17 protein-coding genes are annotated in these 15,200 nt (G+C 53.3%); 10 read left to right on the forward strand and 7 right to left on the reverse strand.

Going from position 1 to position 15,200, the window contains the following annotated elements; genetic code table 11:
* Positions 1–43: 43 nt before the first annotated feature.
* Both FCS97_RS03225 and FCS97_RS03230 read right to left on the reverse strand, forming a co-directional pair.
* Complete coding sequence (locus tag FCS97_RS03225; protein WP_138516527.1) at positions 44–679, reverse strand: DUF4145 domain-containing protein; 636 nt, start codon at positions 677–679, stop codon at positions 44–46.
* 344 nt (positions 680–1,023) lie between these two features.
* Positions 1,024–1,431 carry a hypothetical protein gene (locus FCS97_RS03230; RefSeq protein ID WP_138516529.1) on the reverse strand — a complete coding sequence of 136 codons (408 nt, stop codon included), beginning with the start codon at positions 1,429–1,431 and terminating at the stop codon, positions 1,024–1,026.
* 277 nt (positions 1,432–1,708) lie between these two features.
* Between FCS97_RS03230 and FCS97_RS03235 the strand changes: the two genes are divergently transcribed.
* The 3 genes from FCS97_RS03235 to FCS97_RS03245 are packed head-to-tail and all read left to right on the forward strand — an operon-like array spanning position 1,709 to position 3,802.
* Positions 1,709–1,969 carry a helix-turn-helix domain-containing protein gene (locus FCS97_RS03235; protein WP_138516531.1) on the forward strand — a complete coding sequence of 87 codons (261 nt, stop codon included), beginning with the start codon at positions 1,709–1,711 and terminating at the stop codon, positions 1,967–1,969.
* Between the two features lies 1 nt (position 1,970).
* On the forward strand, positions 1,971–3,314 hold the full coding sequence (locus FCS97_RS03240; RefSeq protein ID WP_138516533.1) for a type II toxin-antitoxin system HipA family toxin: 1,344 nt from the start codon (positions 1,971–1,973) through the stop codon (positions 3,312–3,314).
* Positions 3,311–3,802, forward strand: coding sequence for a flavodoxin family protein (locus tag FCS97_RS03245; RefSeq protein WP_138516535.1), 492 nt, complete (start codon positions 3,311–3,313; stop codon positions 3,800–3,802). The genes FCS97_RS03240 and FCS97_RS03245 overlap by 4 nt, the downstream gene beginning before the upstream one ends.
* Before the next feature lie 15 nt (positions 3,803–3,817).
* On the opposite strand, the gene FCS97_RS03250 is transcribed toward FCS97_RS03245, so the two are convergent.
* Together FCS97_RS03250 and FCS97_RS03255 are read right to left on the reverse strand one after the other, a co-directional pair.
* Entirely contained in the window at positions 3,818–4,462 is a 645-nt protein-coding gene (locus FCS97_RS03250; RefSeq protein WP_138516537.1) for a trimeric intracellular cation channel family protein, read from the reverse strand.
* A 1-nt stretch (position 4,463) separates the two neighbouring features.
* Positions 4,464–4,841, reverse strand: a complete 378-nt coding sequence (locus FCS97_RS03255; protein WP_138516539.1) for a cupin domain-containing protein — start codon at positions 4,839–4,841, stop codon at positions 4,464–4,466.
* A 269-nt stretch (positions 4,842–5,110) separates the two neighbouring features.
* Here FCS97_RS03255 and FCS97_RS03260 point away from each other — a divergent pair, with 269 nt between their 5' ends.
* Genes FCS97_RS03260 through FCS97_RS03270 form a run of 3 tightly spaced genes read left to right on the forward strand, consistent with a single transcriptional unit; the run spans position 5,111 to position 9,011 of the window.
* A complete protein-coding gene (locus FCS97_RS03260; RefSeq protein WP_212746447.1) occupies positions 5,111–6,985 on the forward strand; it encodes a B12-binding domain-containing radical SAM protein in 1,875 nt (624 codons plus the stop codon).
* Positions 6,986–7,018: 33 nt separating this feature from the next.
* Entirely contained in the window at positions 7,019–8,305 is a 1,287-nt protein-coding gene (locus FCS97_RS03265; protein WP_138516542.1) for a DsbA family protein, read from the forward strand.
* 49 nt (positions 8,306–8,354) lie between these two features.
* Positions 8,355–9,011: a cation efflux transmembrane domain-containing protein gene (locus FCS97_RS03270; RefSeq protein WP_138516544.1), complete on the forward strand. Its 657-nt coding sequence runs from the start codon at positions 8,355–8,357 to the stop codon at positions 9,009–9,011.
* A 15-nt stretch (positions 9,012–9,026) separates the two neighbouring features.
* Here FCS97_RS03270 and FCS97_RS03275 read toward each other — a convergent pair whose 3' ends face one another.
* On the reverse strand, positions 9,027–9,980 hold the full coding sequence (locus FCS97_RS03275) for a GlxA family transcriptional regulator (RefSeq protein WP_138516546.1): 954 nt from the start codon (positions 9,978–9,980) through the stop codon (positions 9,027–9,029).
* Between the two features lie 104 nt (positions 9,981–10,084).
* Here FCS97_RS03275 and FCS97_RS03280 point away from each other — a divergent pair, with 104 nt between their 5' ends.
* Positions 10,085–10,906: an MBL fold metallo-hydrolase gene (locus FCS97_RS03280; protein ID WP_138516548.1), complete on the forward strand. Its 822-nt coding sequence runs from the start codon at positions 10,085–10,087 to the stop codon at positions 10,904–10,906.
* Here FCS97_RS03280 and FCS97_RS03285 read toward each other — a convergent pair.
* Together FCS97_RS03285 and FCS97_RS03290 are read right to left on the reverse strand one after the other, a co-directional pair.
* Positions 10,857–12,188 carry an ABC1 kinase family protein gene (locus FCS97_RS03285; RefSeq protein ID WP_138516550.1) on the reverse strand — a complete coding sequence of 444 codons (1,332 nt, stop codon included), beginning with the start codon at positions 12,186–12,188 and terminating at the stop codon, positions 10,857–10,859. The genes FCS97_RS03280 and FCS97_RS03285 overlap by 50 nt on opposite strands.
* 107 nt (positions 12,189–12,295) lie before the next feature.
* Positions 12,296–12,607 (reverse strand): hypothetical protein, encoded by a 312-nt coding sequence (locus FCS97_RS03290; protein WP_138516552.1) that lies wholly within the window; start codon positions 12,605–12,607, stop codon positions 12,296–12,298.
* 187 nt (positions 12,608–12,794) lie between these two features.
* On the opposite strand from FCS97_RS03290, the gene FCS97_RS03295 reads away from it, so the two are divergent.
* From FCS97_RS03295 to FCS97_RS03305, 3 genes are read left to right on the forward strand one after another with little or no spacing between them, the layout of a single operon-like run.
* Positions 12,795–13,511 carry a heavy metal response regulator transcription factor gene (locus tag FCS97_RS03295; RefSeq protein WP_138516554.1) on the forward strand — a complete coding sequence of 239 codons (717 nt, stop codon included), beginning with the start codon at positions 12,795–12,797 and terminating at the stop codon, positions 13,509–13,511.
* Between the two features lie 32 nt (positions 13,512–13,543).
* Positions 13,544–14,854: an ATP-binding protein gene (locus FCS97_RS03300; RefSeq protein ID WP_138516556.1), complete on the forward strand. Its 1,311-nt coding sequence runs from the start codon at positions 13,544–13,546 to the stop codon at positions 14,852–14,854.
* A gap of 47 nt (positions 14,855–14,901) precedes the next feature.
* Entirely contained in the window at positions 14,902–15,198 is a 297-nt protein-coding gene (locus FCS97_RS03305) for a hypothetical protein (RefSeq protein WP_138516558.1), read from the forward strand.
* Positions 15,199–15,200: the final 2 nt, after the last annotated feature.

Genomic DNA, 15,200 nt, shown 5'->3' on the forward strand with positions numbered 1-15,200 from the left:
CGTGCAGGTCTGGTGGAATCAGAGGATAGAACTCAGCTGGGGACTACAATTTGCCATCTCGTTTTGAAATAGCCTCGATTGCACCTTGCGGTAGTTGCGCGTAGAGCTGCTGAATTTCTTTGGGTCTCGTTATTCGATCTTCAACTATGAAGTTGATCATCCGGAAAAGTTGATTCGCAATTTCAGGTGTGTCGTTGATATCTAACTCGCCTGGATGGACTGCGTTGTTGCCGACCACTCGACAAACGTCGAGAGCTTGCTGTACCAGCGAAGGAAGACCCTTTGTTACCAAGGATTTAATATCTTCGTTTATGTTCTTTCCCGCTTCCCCAAGGTGTGGCATCAGCTTCTGAAGGCAAAGGCGGAGTAGTGCTGCAGCACCTCTAGGGGTACGGCTGACAATATCTCTTGCCTCTGAATAATCAGCAAGACATGCTTCCGGCAAATCATGGTGAGGTGGCTCAACTGGGCTTTCGGTTGGAACTATCATTCGGCCGTCGAACCAGAAGCTTCTGTGGCCGCAATGAGCGCACTTAGATGCCGTGAATTCAGTCTTTACCCAATGAGCGTTGGGAACCATTACTGCAAGTTCATGCCATTGCTGCGACGCGTACACACCGCACAGTGGGCAATGGAAATGATCTTTGTCAAATTCAGGTGGATAGTAGGTGGATTTCATCTTCTGAGTTCTAATAATACTTGCGACACAATAACAGCTATGCCCATTTATCTGAGCATCCCTGGCTAATAATTTAATCGGATAATTTCAGACACCATCCAAGCATCGCATGAACTGGGTGAAAAATATATTTAGGTTATTCATGCATGATTGATAAGGATAAAGTTCGTCCTCCAAGAGACAGGAGTAGGGGCATTGTTCGTTTAGTTTCAAAAGTCTGCTTTCGCCTTTAACTCAGATATTTCAGCCATTGTTCCCAATGTCCGCTGCGGCCGAAAACCAGTCAACCTACCTAACTCATTCCTTTCCCGATAGCCTCTTACCAAATTGACCAAAACTCATTTTCATTGGGCTTTCCTGAAAAGCCCAATGAATACGAGATAGGTCGCTGAACCCAAGCCAATAAAAAGTACCGGCAACAGCAAACGTAGCAAAGCAATCGGTAACCAGTCCGACAATGACGCAGGAATGTCGGAATAAAAGAGTTCTATCCGAAAGGTAAAGATCAAGTAGTCGACCCCTAACTTACCGAATGTGACAATAAGCAGAAACAAGGCGGTCTGCTTTACGTGTTGGGCCAATGCACCTGAAAGAAGGGGTGCAACAACAACCAAGGCTTCCAACACGATCAAATTGCCCGATCCGCTGTGGCGAATCTGCAAGTAGTCCAGGCAATACAGCAGTGCCAACAACAAAAAGGCGAGTCCGAAAGCCAACTGTCCACGCTGAGTAGGTGAGTACTTAACGGACATACAAAACACTCTCGGCTTCTTCAAGAATGATTGCTTTGATCGCTTCGGTGGATGGGCTCCCCATGATTCCCCTGCCAATTTTCGCACCCCAACCCCCAAAGCCTACTTTCAGCCCGCCACGCGATCAAACAGATGCTTGGGTCTGCACACTTTCGGATTACCACACGACACAGCGCCAATCTAAGAAGCCCAATAACTAATTATTTGTATAACAGCTAATTGTAATTTAGCTGAAAATCAGATAAATTAAATTTACTCGTAATTCAGGTATTTTGCCATGCAAAATCAAAAGCACATTCTCAACACCAGTGGCCAGCTTGGGCAAATTTTGCAGGCCTCCCGCAAAGCAAACAAATGGTCGCAAGCCGGGCTGGCAAAAAAGCTGGGGCTAAGCCAATCGCGCGTGTCTCATCTTGAATTACACCCTGAGGAACTTAGCTTGGCCCAGTTGATGAATTGGTGCGCGGTACTGGGGCTTGAGTTGTCAATTGGAATGCGTGAAGTTCGGTCATGTCAATCATCAAAAACGGATTGGTAACATGGGTCGCAAATCGCACAGCCAGAGTTTATCCATTTGGTCCAATGGCCAGCGTGTGGGCCTTTGGACCATACCTGCACGCGGCGACATGCAGCTTCAGTATGACCCAGCTTGGCTGGCTTCTGATCTTGGGCGCCCTCTGTCTTTGTCCTTGCCGTTCAACCTCCAGAACCAGCCGATCAAAGGCGACAAGGTTTTAAATTACTTTGATAATTTATTGCCTGACAGCGAAGCAATTCGAAAACGGGTTGCTGAACGATTCAAAACCGGATCAACGGATACTTTTGATTTGCTAAAGGCCATTGGTCGCGATTGCGTGGGGGCTGTTCAACTGCTGGGCGAGCATGAGGAGCCCGAGAACATTGAGACTGTGCAAGGCAAGCCGGTGACGAAAAAAGACATTGAACGTCTTTTGATTGACACGGTATCGCCTGGCGGCTTTGGTAATAACAGCAATGCGCATGCAGACTTGCGCATTTCGATTGCGGGTGCCCAAGAGAAAACTGCCTTGTTGCGCTGGAAGGGCAAGTGGTGTGTGCCGCAAGGATCAACCCCCACCACGCACATACTTAAATTGCCATTGGGCTTGGTGGGGGGGCGGCGTGCTGATTTCACTACCTCGGTTGACAATGAATGGCTTTGCATGACTGTGTTGAAGGCCTATGGTTTGCCTGTTGCAAATGTGGCGATAGAGACATTCGGTGCCCAGCGTGTTTTATCCGTGGAGCGCTTTGATCGAAAAGTTGCACCGAATGGGGAATGGATCATGCGCCTGCCCCAGGAGGACTTTTGTCAGGTGACAGGTGTGCCTCCAATGCTTAAGTACGAGAGCGATGGCGGCCCTGGATTGAAAGTATTGTTCGACACCCTTCGGCGATCCGAGAACTCGGCAGCCGATCTTCGCACCTTGATAGCCAGCCAGGTGTTGTTCTGGATGCTGTGCGCACCCGATGGGCACGCAAAGAATTTCAGTATTCAATTGTTGCCAGGTGGGCGATTCCGCTTGGCCCCGCTTTACGATGTCATGTCTGCTTACCCGGTGTTGGGCAAAGGTCCAAATCAGTGGTCGCCGCAGCAGGTCAGGTTGTCCATGGCATTGCTTGGAAAAAACCGCCGTTACACCATGCATTCAATTGCCCGGCGGCACTTTAATAGCACAGCGCAACAATTGGGCTTTGAGGAGAACATAGAGCCTTTGATTGAAGATTTGCTGGAACGCACACCCTCTGTAATCGAGCGGGTTAAACAGCAGTTGCCCGATGGCTTTTCCGGCCATGTCGCTGAAACTGTATTGGGTGGATTAGAGAAAGCAGCCAACAAACTAAGCGGCAAATCCAGTTTATGAAAACCCTGCTCATCATTTACCACTCCATCACAGGCGGCTCCAAAGCCATGGCCCATGCTGTGGCTGAAGGCGCTGCCACTGAAACAGCAACGCGCACCCTTCTGCTTCACGCCAGTGAAACCACGGCAGATCACGTTTTACAAGCCGATGGCTATGTGTTCATTACCCCCGAAACCTTGGGCAGCATGGCAGGCTTGATGAAAGACTTTTTCGACTGCACTTACTACGCGGTGCTGGACCAAATCAACGGTCGACCTTACACTGCGCTGGTGTGCGCGGGCAGCGATGGCCAAGGTGCGGTGAAGCAAATACAGCGCATTGCCACCGGGTGGCGTTTAAGTGAAATGGCAACACCGGAAATTGTGTGCACGCAAGCACAAACACCGGAAGCCATTCTTGCACCCAAAACCATCAATCCTGAAAATTTACAACGCTGCCGCGATTTGGGCGCGGCCTTTGCAAGTGGCTTGGCCATGGGGCTGTTCTAAGCCTGGTTTCTCTACTCAGTTTCTCCACGCCGGAATTCGCACATCTTTCCACACGGCAAATGCGCGCAGGCCCACGGTAAGCACCACACAGCCAAGCAGGTTGACGTAAGCAGGGTTGCCCAGTTCGCGCAGGCCAATGTAGGCCCAGCCGCCGAAGAAGGCGCAAATGGCATAGGGGCGGTGGTCTGTGAAGGCTTGCGGAATTTCATTGCACACAATGTCGCGTAGCACACCGCCGAACACGCCGGTGATTACGCCCATGAACACGGCCACCAAGCTGGGCATGCCTGCCTGAATGGATGCAAAAACCCCGGCTGCGGTAAACAGGCCCAGCCCCAGGGTGTCGGGCCAGAGAATGGCTTTCTCCGTGAATTTGAAGTGACGTTGCCGCATAAACAACATGGCCACGATGCACAGCACAAACACCGCCCACAGCAATTCAATGTACTTCACCCAGAAAAAGGGCCGTACATCCAGCAGCAAATCGCGCAGAGTGCCACCACCAAAGGCGGCCAGAAATGCCACCACACACACGCCCACGGCATCGAGCCGCTTGCGCGCGCCCGCCAAAATGCCACTGAGTGCGAAGGCCAGTGTGGCCACCACCTCAATTCCCAATTGAATGTTCTGGCTGAATTCGCCGGGGTTGAGTGCATCCATCTTATTGGCCCACCGCTTGCACCGCCGCACGATCGACGATCACGTAATGTTTGCGCACAGGCTCCAGCACTTCGAATACGCCTGTGAACTCCGCAGGAATAACACCCGCATCGCCCGGGCCGAATTGTTCAGCCACACCTTGCGTATTGGTAATCTGGATTCGCCCTTCAATCACATGAAAAAACTCATCCTTGCCCGGTGCAAAAGCAATGCGCCATGCGCCCGTTTCACACGCCCACACACCGGCACAGACACCATTCTGCTCGTAGTGGTTCCAGGTACTGCGTAAAGGGTTGCCCTTTTCCAGCCGGTCTGGCCGGGGGCGGTCGTGTTCAAGTGGTGTGTTGCACTTGGCAAATACAGTCAGGTTGCGGGTCATGAATTGAACTTTGTCTTAAACCGTTGTCTATTGTAATCGCAGCCTGCTCGGCTGCTGGTTTTTTTAACCGAGGGCTTATGTCATGAAGAAGTTCTGGGAAGCCATTGGGCAGTGGTCCGCAGCCTTGTTGTGTAGCGTCATGCTTTACGAAGTCTTTGCCGCATAAAACCCAAGAATCGATTGCGCCTGCAAGGTGTAGAATCTAGGCACGTTCAGCCCGAGGTTTTATTGTGTCTACAGCTTTCCGCGTGTTGTCGTTCATCCCGCCGATGACGCAGCTCAACACGCCCTATCCATCCACCGCCTACATTACCGGCTTCTTGCGCAAGCAGGGCATTGATGCTGTGCAGGCCGATATTGCGCTGGGCCTGGTGCTCAGGCTGTTTTCGCCAGAAGGGCTGGACCGAATTGCCGAGGAAATTGAGCAGTACGAGGAAGTGACCGAGCGTGTGGCGCTGTTTATGGAACAGTTCAGCCGTTACCGCGCCACCATTGCCCCCACCATTCGCTTTTTGCAGGGTAGCGATTCCACCCTAGCCCACCGCATCAACAGCCGCGCCTTTTTGCCAGAAGGCCCACGGTTTGAGGCACTGGATGCGTATGTGGATGACGAGGGCGGCGACCCACTGGCCTGGGCGTTTGGGGCGCTTGGCGCGCAAGACAAAGCTCGCCACCTGGCCACGCTGTACCTGAACGACCTGGCCGATGTGATTGCCGACGCTGTAGACGAACGCTTTGAGTTTGTGCGCTATGCGGAATCGCTGGCGGGCAGCCAAGCCAGTTTCAACCCACTGGCCAATGCTTTGGAGCAGCCCTTCACCCTGATTGATGAAATTGTGGTGGAACTGACCTTGGCTGAATTCAAGCGCCAGCAGCCCCAGCTGGTGTTGCTTTCCGTGCCCTTTCCGGGTGCCGTGTATGCCGCCTTGCGCATGGCGCAGGCCATAAAAGCAGAAAACCCCGAGGTAAAAATTGCCTTGGGTGGCGGCTATGTGAACACCGAGCTGCGTGAACTGGCCGAGCCACGTTTGTTTGATTTCGTAGACTTCGTGACACTTGATTCAGGCGAGCGCCCCCTGCTGTGTTTGATCGAGCATCTGCAAGGCAAGCGTGGCCCGCAGCGTTTGGTGCGCACTTTCACTCGTAACGCTGAAGGTAAGGTGCAATACACGAATTGGGCTGAACCCGATGTGCCGTTTGGCGAGGTGGGCACCCCCACTTGGGACGGCCTGCCATTGCACAGCTACCTTAGCCTGCTGGACATGCTCAACCCCATGCACCGGCTGTGGAGCGATGGGCGCTGGAACAAGCTGACTGTGGCCCATGGCTGTTACTGGAAAAAATGCAGCTTCTGCGATGTGTCGCTCGACTATATTTCCCGCTATGAAAACGCCACAGCCACCGAGCTGGTGAACCGCATTGAACAAATTGTGGCGGAGACCGGGCAAACCGGTTTTCATTTTGTGGACGAGGCCGCACCGCCCAAAGCCTTGAAGGCCTTGGCGCAAGAATTGATTGCGCGCAATGTGTCCATTTCCTGGTGGGGCAATATACGGTTCGAGAAATCCTTCACGCCCGAGCTGTGCCAGTTGCTGGCCTACAGTGGCTGCATTGCGGTCAGCGGCGGGCTGGAGGTAGCCTCTGACCGTTTGTTGAACCTGATGAAGAAGGGCGTTTCAGTGGAGCAGGTGGCCCGCGTAACCAAGGGCTTTACCGATGCCGGCGTGTTGGTGCATGCCTACTTGATGTACGGCTTCCCCACCCAAACCGTGCAAGACACGGTGGATGCGCTGGAGTATGTGCGCCAGTTGTTTGCAGAAGGCTGTATTCAATCGGGCTACTTTCACCGCTTTGCCTGCACGGTGCATTCACCGGTGGGCAAAAACCCGGAAGAATATGGCATTCAGTTAAAGCCGCTGCCCCAAGGTACATTTGCCAAAAACGACATTGGTTTCATCGACCCCACTGGGGTTGACCATGCCGCCTTGGGCGAGGGTTTGAACCGCGCGCTGTACAACTACATGCACGGCATTGGGCTGGACCAGAACGTGCGCAGCTGGTTTGATCAAAAAGTGCCCCGCCCCACGGTGCAAAAAAACTTCATTGAGCAGGCGTTGTACGGAAAAACAGCCAAAACAGCTTAATATTGACAGTATGTAAAATTCAAAGGCGGCACCATGAGTTTAAAAACCCTGTTGATGCCCATGATCACCCAGCACCGCTTTGCACGCAGCACCCTGCTGGCCCAACGCGCCAAAGCCGAAAAAGCCCGGCTGGCGTCTGGTCGCCCTCACGAGGTTTATTACTTTCACCAGGTGGATGACCCCTACAGCCATTTGTTGGCCCAAGCTTTGCCCCGTTTTTTGGCTCGTTACCAGGTAGAACTAAAGCCGCATGTGGTCAGCCCCCCGCCCGATTCCGCAGCGCCTGAGCGGGACAAGCTGGTGGCCTACAGCCGTGTTGATGCTGCCTTGCTGGCGCAGCGCCATGGTTTGAATTTCACCGACCCGGGCAAACAACCCGAGGCTGATCGGGTTCAGCAGGCAACGCACACGCTGGTGGGGGCCATCGGAATGGGGCAATTTGCTGAATATGCCGCCTTGGTGGGACAATCGCTGTGGGCTTGGGATGAAACTCAAATTCCACCAGAACAGATCAATGCATTGAAACCAGTGTCCAGCCAGGATGTGCAAAACCACATTGCGCAATCTGATGACTTGCGAGAAAAACTGGGCCATTACCTGGGCGGTATGTTGTATTACGAGGGCGAATGGTACTGGGGCATTGATCGCCTGTATCACCTGGAGCAACGCCTGCAAGAACTGGGTGCGCAACGCAGCGGCGTGTTTGGCCTGCTGTTTCCTGCAGACGACAGCCTTGCAAATGCCAAGCCGCTGAACAACCCGCCCGATATTGATTTTTTCTTTTCATTCCGTAGCCCCTATTCCGCCATTGTGGCGCCGCGCATTTTTGAGCTGGGGCGGCTGACTGGCGCAAAAGTGAACTTGCGCTTTGTGTTGCCCATGGTAATGCGGGGGCTTCCCGTGCCCAAAGTGAAACGGGAATACATTGTGTACGACACCGCGCGAGAGGCGCATGTGCGCGGTATTCCCTTTGGTCGCTTGAATGACCCCGTGGGCAAACCCACCGAGCGTGGTTTGGCCTTGATTCCGTTTGCCGAACAGCACAGCAAAGGGCAAGAATTTGTGCTTTCCTACATGCAGGGTGTGTGGGCTGAGGGCATTGATGCAGGCAGCGACAAGGGCTTGAAAAAAATTGTCGAGCGTGCCGGTTTGCGTTGGGAAGGTGCACAAGTGGCTTTGCAACACGAGGCCTGGCGCGAGCGCGCCGCTGCCAATCGGGAGGAATTGTTTGCCGCTGGCCTGTGGGGTGTGCCCTCGTTCAAAATGGGAAGCCGGGTGGTGTGGGGGCAAGACCGCCTTTGGGCCTTGACCTTGCCATAGTGTCAGGGTTTCTAATAGAGTTATTACATATTCTGATTCAGGACACGCCATGCCCGGTTGCAACCACTGCCCATCTGATGAAGCGGCCAAGTCCGCAGCAAACAACCCCGGCTTTCGCAAGGTGTTGTGGATTGCGCTGATTGCCAACGCCGCCATGTTTTTCATTGAAGTGGGTGCCAGCTGGTCAGCAGGCTCGGTTTCTTTGCTGGCCGATTCGCTCGATTTTGGGGGCGATGCTGCCAATTACGCCTTGTCACTGTTTGTATTGGGCATGGCCTTGCAAACCCGCGCCAAAGCGGCTTTGCTCAAGGGTATCTCCATGGGCCTGTATGGTTTGGGTGTGTTGGGTTTTGCCGGGTATGCCGCACTTCATGGCGAGGTTCCTTCCTACGCAACCATGGGCATTGTGGGTGTCATGGCTTTGAGTGTGAATGTGGGCGTTGCTGCCATTCAGTACCGCTACCGCAATGGCGATTCCAACATGCGTTCAGTGTGGCTGTGCAGCCGCAACGATGCAATTGGCAACCTGGCGGTTTTGGGTGCCGCGTTGTTGGTGGGTGTAACACAAACCGCCTGGCCCGATCTGGCCGTGGCAGCACTGATGGCCACGCTTGGTTTAACCGCGTCTGTCAGTGTTATCAAACAGGCCCGGGCAGAAATACGTGGCGAAGTGCTCGAACACGCCTCGCATTCCCATTCACATTGATTCCATTTCAACCCATTACCTGGCGTATTTTTGCCGGTATTGAAATGGCGACAAACCGGTCACGGTTTTGAACTGCCTGCGCAGGTTGGACTCATTGCTGTAACCCAGACTTTCGCTGATGCTGCTGACGGGTGCGGCGGACCATATTAATTGTTCGCTCACCTGCTGAAGCTTTAACAGGCGCACATAACTGGCCACAGAATGTTGGGTGAGGTTTTGTACTTTTCTGGCCAGTGTGCGTTCACTCATGTTCAGGTAGCTTGCAAGTTGCCCCACGGTAATTTCTTCTGCGGGCAGGCGGGTCACCAGTGCAGCAAGTTTTCTGAGCAGTGGGTCAGCCTGTTCCATCAAGGCAAATGATCGAAACGCCGGGTGATGCTGCACTGGTCGGGGTAGCACCATCAACTTCATGAATTCCTGAAAGGCTGCTTTGCTCAGCGACTTTTCAATCAGTTGCTGCGCAAGCAGCAGGTAACCATGCACCCCGGCTGCAGTGGCCACCTTGCTGGTGAACATACAGTCGCTGTCAATTTGCCAATGCACTTTTGGGTAATGTTTTTGCATGAATTCGACCAGCCACCAGGTGACAGTCGCCTTCTGGTTTTTCAGGCGACCACTGGCAGCCAGCAGGCACACGCCAGTGCAATAACTCCACACTTGTGTGCTGGCTGGCAAGTGCTGAAGGGTGTCAATCAACCCGGCATGCTGGGCCAAACGGGCAGGAATGTCAGTGGGCGATTCGGTCCACATGCCTGGCACCAGCAGCACATCGAGCTGCGTTTCTTCAAGCAATGAATTGGCAGTCAACACCATGTGATTGGCGCATTGCACAGGTTTCAGGCTGGTGCCAACCAGGCAGGTTTCAAACAGTTTTTTACCCGACAGCCTGTTGCTGGCTTGCAGCAGGTCATTGAATGCCAGCAACCCCGCAGGCATGCACCCGTTGTAAAGCAAAAGCCCAATTTTCATTCACACCCCGTTTGGCAAGAAATGACTGAATATTGTCATTCTATGCCATAACGGTTGGGTGTGTTTTATTGGGATGATCAGCCATCCAGTCAGGGAGCTGAATCATGAAAATTCAACAAATACGCAATGCAACCATTGTTGTGGAGTTCGGACCATACCGTGTGCTGGTCGACCCCATGTTGTCGCCGAAAAACGCCTTGCCACCGCTGAAGTTCACCCAAGGCATGCAAAGAAACCCCACTGTCAATTTGCCCCGTGAAGCGGATTTGGCTTTGCTGGGCGTTACCCATTGTTTGATCACGCACTGCCAGAAGGGACATTTTGATCACCTGGACCGTTTTGGAAAGGCCTGGCTTCGAGAACATCAAATTCCCGTGATTTGTACGGCGCATGATGCACCGCACCTTGCAAGCAAAGGCTTGAATGTTGAGGCCTTGCCAGCCGATGTGGGTAGCAAGAAGGCCCATTTTCTGGGCGGCCTGATCAGCACGGTGCCTTGCGTACATGGCCGTGGTTTCGTGGGTTCCTTGATGGAACACGGTGTGGGTTACTTCATTCAAATTCCGGGTGAGCCTTCGCTTTACCTAACCGGTGACACTATTTTCACACCGCGTATTCAAGAGTTTTTGTGGACGCGCAAACCCGAAGTGAGTGTGGTGCCCGCAGGTGGCGCGCGTTTTGATGTGGGTGGGGAAATTATCATGGGCGTGAAAGATGTGCTGCAGTTCACCCAGGCCTCCACAGGCTTGGTGATCGCCAATCACCTGGAGGCAATCAGCCATTGCCCGGTGACTCGAACAGAACTTTTGAATGCGGCGAGAAGTGCTGGCCTTGAGCACAGAATGCGCGTGCCGCATGATGGCGAAAAACTGGTGTTTACAACTGAGCAGCCTTTGCCACATTCACCCGCGCTTTCAGGCGGGTGACCAGCAAAAACAGGCCCCCTAACTTGCGGTGTATGAACAGGCAGTCAATGGGCGGGGCATGCCAGAATTTTCGGTCCTCGCCCAACTCGAAACCTTTGTCGCGAATTCGTGCGGCCAGGTCGGTGTTGCCAAAATCGAATTCACCTTGGGTACAAAAAGGCTCGCAAGCCAGTTCCATTAAATCGAGCACCAGTTCACGGTGATGTGGGGCGGTGGTGTTGTCGAAATATCCAATCCGGGTGGCGGCTTTCAGCATCATCTCACGGCTGCCAGCCTTGGCTGCATTCATCACATCCACATAGCCGTCCACCAATTCTTTCTGAAAGCTGCGGGTGGCACCGAAATCCAGCAACACCACTTTGCCGGTTTTGGGGTTGTAGCGGTAGTTGGCAAAATTGGGATCGGTTTGCATCAGCCGCATGCCCAGCAATTCTTTAAACAGCAATTCGAACATGGTGGTGGCAATTTTGTCGCGAATTGGCTGTGTGGCATGGGCCATTTGTTCAATGGGCACGCCTTCCACATAACGCATCGCCAAAATTCCGTGCGTGGTCAAGCCGGCGTTGACGGTGGGAATTTCAAACCGATCGTCGTTGCCCAGCGCCTCGGTGTATTTCACGATGCATTCGGCTTCGCGCAGGTAATCGGCTTCTTCGTGCAATTGTTTTTTGGCTTCAGCCAGCAGTGCGGCCAGGTCGAATGTTTTGGGCACCAGGCCGGTGAAGCGCAAAATGGTGACTACGTTGTCAATGTCGCTGTCAATGCTGTCGCGCACACCGGGGTATTGAATTTTGATGGCGAGTTTCTCACCGTCCAGCGAAATGGCCTCGTGCACCTGGCCAATCGATGCAGCCGCGATTGGCGTTAAATTGAATTCACGAACCTGTTCCCGCCAGTTTTCTCCCCACTCCTTTTCAAGCACTGAAAGCAATTGTTTGCGCGGCATGTGTTTCGCGTCTTGCCGAAGCTTGGCCATAATTTCAGCCAGTTGGGGTGGCAACATGTCGCCTGCATCCATGGACACCAACTGCCCCAGCTTCATGGCGGCACCACGCAATTGAGCCAGTTGGTCTGCAACCCGCAGGGCGTTTTTTGGTGTGAGCAACAATTTGCTCAATTGGGGCCGTTTGCCCTGGGCGAGTTGTTTGGTGCCGTTCTTAACCACAGACCCTGCCACTGTTGTGGCCAGCGCACCAAAACGGCTTAAGCGCGCAAAACGCCCGGAAGGCACTGCCGATTCATTGCTGCTTTTGTTGGCTGGGGGTTTCTGGCTAGACGACATGAGGACTGCTTGGGTGCAAAGTTGAACCTCATCTTAAAACAAAAGGCGCCTGTGCGGGGAATCACAGGCGCCCTTAGAAAACCGGTCAATCGTCCGGTTTTTAACACTTAGCTGGCATCGCCTTTGGTCAGATCAACACCATTGATCTTGCTCAACACTTCAGCACGTGTGGCTGTTGACTTGCTGGTTTCGAAGGTCTGGCTGGCATCACCAGCCACTGGGCTGAATTCGCCAGTTTGTACTGCTTTTTGATATTCGTTCAGCACGGCATTGCGTGTGGCTTGGTCACGCTGGCTGTCAGCCGCATACACGTGGCGGGTAGCGTCGCCTTGCTGGGTTGCTGAGTTGGCCATGACCACGGCTGGTACAGATGCTGAAATGGCCAATACGGAAGTAGCGATCAATTGACGTGCGTTCATGGTAAATCTCCTTTTAGGGTACTTCATCAAGTTTTGCCGTTGCATTGTTGCGTTGGCATGAGTCGTACTTTACGCAGGGTCGAATTACCAAGGCCCCACACGCACATTACAAATTTGTAATTTTAAAAAGCACGCGTGCCTTCTATACTTCAAGGCATGTTTGTTCACGCACAGCGAAGTTGCGCCCATGAAAATTTTGGTGATTGAAGACGAGAAGAAGTTGGCCAGTTACCTTCAAAAGGGGCTGAACTCCGAAGGCTTTGTGGTGGATGTGGCCCACAACGGGATTGATGGCCTGCATTTGGCCACTGAAGGCCATTACGAGCTCATTATTCTGGACGGCATGTTGCCCGATCTGGATGGTTTGGGTGTGTTGGCCGCCTTGCGCCAAACCATGAATATTCCTGTGCTCATGCTCACAGCCCGTTCCATGGTCGAAGATCGTGTGAAGGGTTTGCAGGCTGGGGCCGACGATTACCTCACCAAGCCTTTCGCATTCTCCGAACTGGTGGCCCGTGTGCATGCCTTGGCACGCCGTGCCCAAGGCCAGCAAAGTGCCACAGCTGACAGCAGCCACCTAAGCTTGGCAGACCTTGAACTGGATGCAGTGAAGAGGCAGGCCAAACGTGCCGGGCAGGACCTGCGTTTGACCGCAAAAGAGTTTAGCTTGCTGTGGTTGCTGTTGCGCAGAAAGGGCGAGGTGTTGTCGCGCACTGAATTGGCCGAGCTGGTGTGGGACATGCACTTTGACAGCGAAACCAATGTGGTCGATGTGGCGGTGCGCCGTTTGCGCAGCAAAATGGACGAGCCATTTGACCAACCCCTGTTACACACGGTGCGTGGCATGGGCTATGTGCTGGAGCAACGCGCAGCGGAGCACACCGTGGGAGACTTCGAATCGTGAGGCGTTCAATTGCAAGGCGATCGTCATTGCAAATGTCGATACTCAGTATTCTGGGTGTGGGCATTATCGCCATCATCAGTTACCAGGCCATTTGCATGTGGCAAGACATGCGGCACCAGGACACGCTAAGCCGCGCGGCTTCCAGCGTTGAACAGGTGTTGGCGCGCAACAGCGAACTTCTGCCCACCGAGATGTGGGGTCGGGTGGACGAATTGCTGCTAAGCCTCGGCAATGTGCGGGCCAAAGTACACGGCGAGAACGGGCAAGTGTTGTATGGCCCACAAGTGTTGCTGAGCCAGGTGAAGCACAAGGTGACGTACATGCACCCCTTGAATGGCTTGGGTGGCAGCATGCCGATGAACGATCTTGAACTGGCCATGGATGTGTCGGAAGACAAGCGGTTTTTAAAGTTTATTGCCCTGCTATTCACTGCTGTAACCCTGGTGTGGGGCTTTTTCATCATGTTGCTCAGCGGCACCCTGGCCCGTTTTGAATTGAAGCCCCTGAACAAGTTTGGCCGGAAAATTGCCGACTTTGATCCTTCAAATGTAAACGCCAGAATTCAAAGCGACAAGGAACCCGAAGAGCTTTACCCGGTGGTTGAGCAGTTCAACAAACTGATGGGCAAGGTGGGCCAGTATCAAGAGCAATTGCGTTCATTCAATTCCAATGTGGCGCATGAGTTGAACACGCCATTGTCCAGCCTGACCGTGAGCCATGAATTGCTGCTGCGTGAGAAAACCCCGGACCCTGAACACTTGAAAGAGGCCTTGCACAGCCATTTGGAAGAGCTGCAACGCATGAACCGAATTATTCAAAGCATGCTGTTTTTGTCGCACGCCAGCCAAGGGCAGTACAACGATTTTCGCTGGGTAGACAAGTTGAGTGAACCGGTGATGACGGTGATGGACTACATGGAAGCCATGCTGGAAGAAAAACATCTGCATTTTGAATTGCATGGCGATGCGGCAGCCCGGGTTGATTCGGAATTGATTAAGCGGGCTTTGTCCAATCTTGTGTCCAATGCCATTCGTTATGCGGAGGAAAGCAGCACCATTCAAGTTCACATTGAACCAGAACTCGGCAGTGGTCGGGTTAGCGTGACTGTGAGCAACAAGGGTGTGTGTATTCCTGAGCGCAGCGTGCCGCATTTGTTTGAACCCTTTTATCGGGTTGATCAATCCCGCAATGAAAGTGGTCACAACCACGGCTTGGGTCTGGCCATTGTGGCGGCCATTGCGCGTTTGCATGGGGGCGAACCCTTTGCCCAGTGCGACGGCGACTGGGTGCGCATCGGGTTTTCACTGAAGCAGGGTGCCCAGCCTGCGCTTGCCGAGGCTTAAATGGGCTGTGCTAAACTTGATTTACCGCAGTTTGTAGATTTCACCCAATGATTCGTCGGATCGGTGTTCATGTGTTGTTGCTGTGTGCGCTCATGTTTCAAAGCATGGCCCACGCAATGCCGTGTTGCGCCGACATGCAAACCGAACAGCACACCATGCATTCGGCAGTTGATCTTGACCATGGCTGTTTCGAGGGTTCTCCCCTGTGTTGCGCTGTGCCTTCCCTGCCGTACGCAGCGGCAGTCATCATTCCCCAAAGCCCCTCTCCGGTGTATGCCACTGTAGAACAGGTGCTTCAAATTTCTTTCCAGCAAAGTTCTCCTGAACGCCCGCCCCGGGCCTGATC

It is taken from the genome of Limnobacter alexandrii, assembly GCF_005871185.1.
Taxonomy (GTDB): domain Bacteria; phylum Pseudomonadota; class Gammaproteobacteria; order Burkholderiales; family Burkholderiaceae_B; genus Limnobacter; species Limnobacter alexandrii.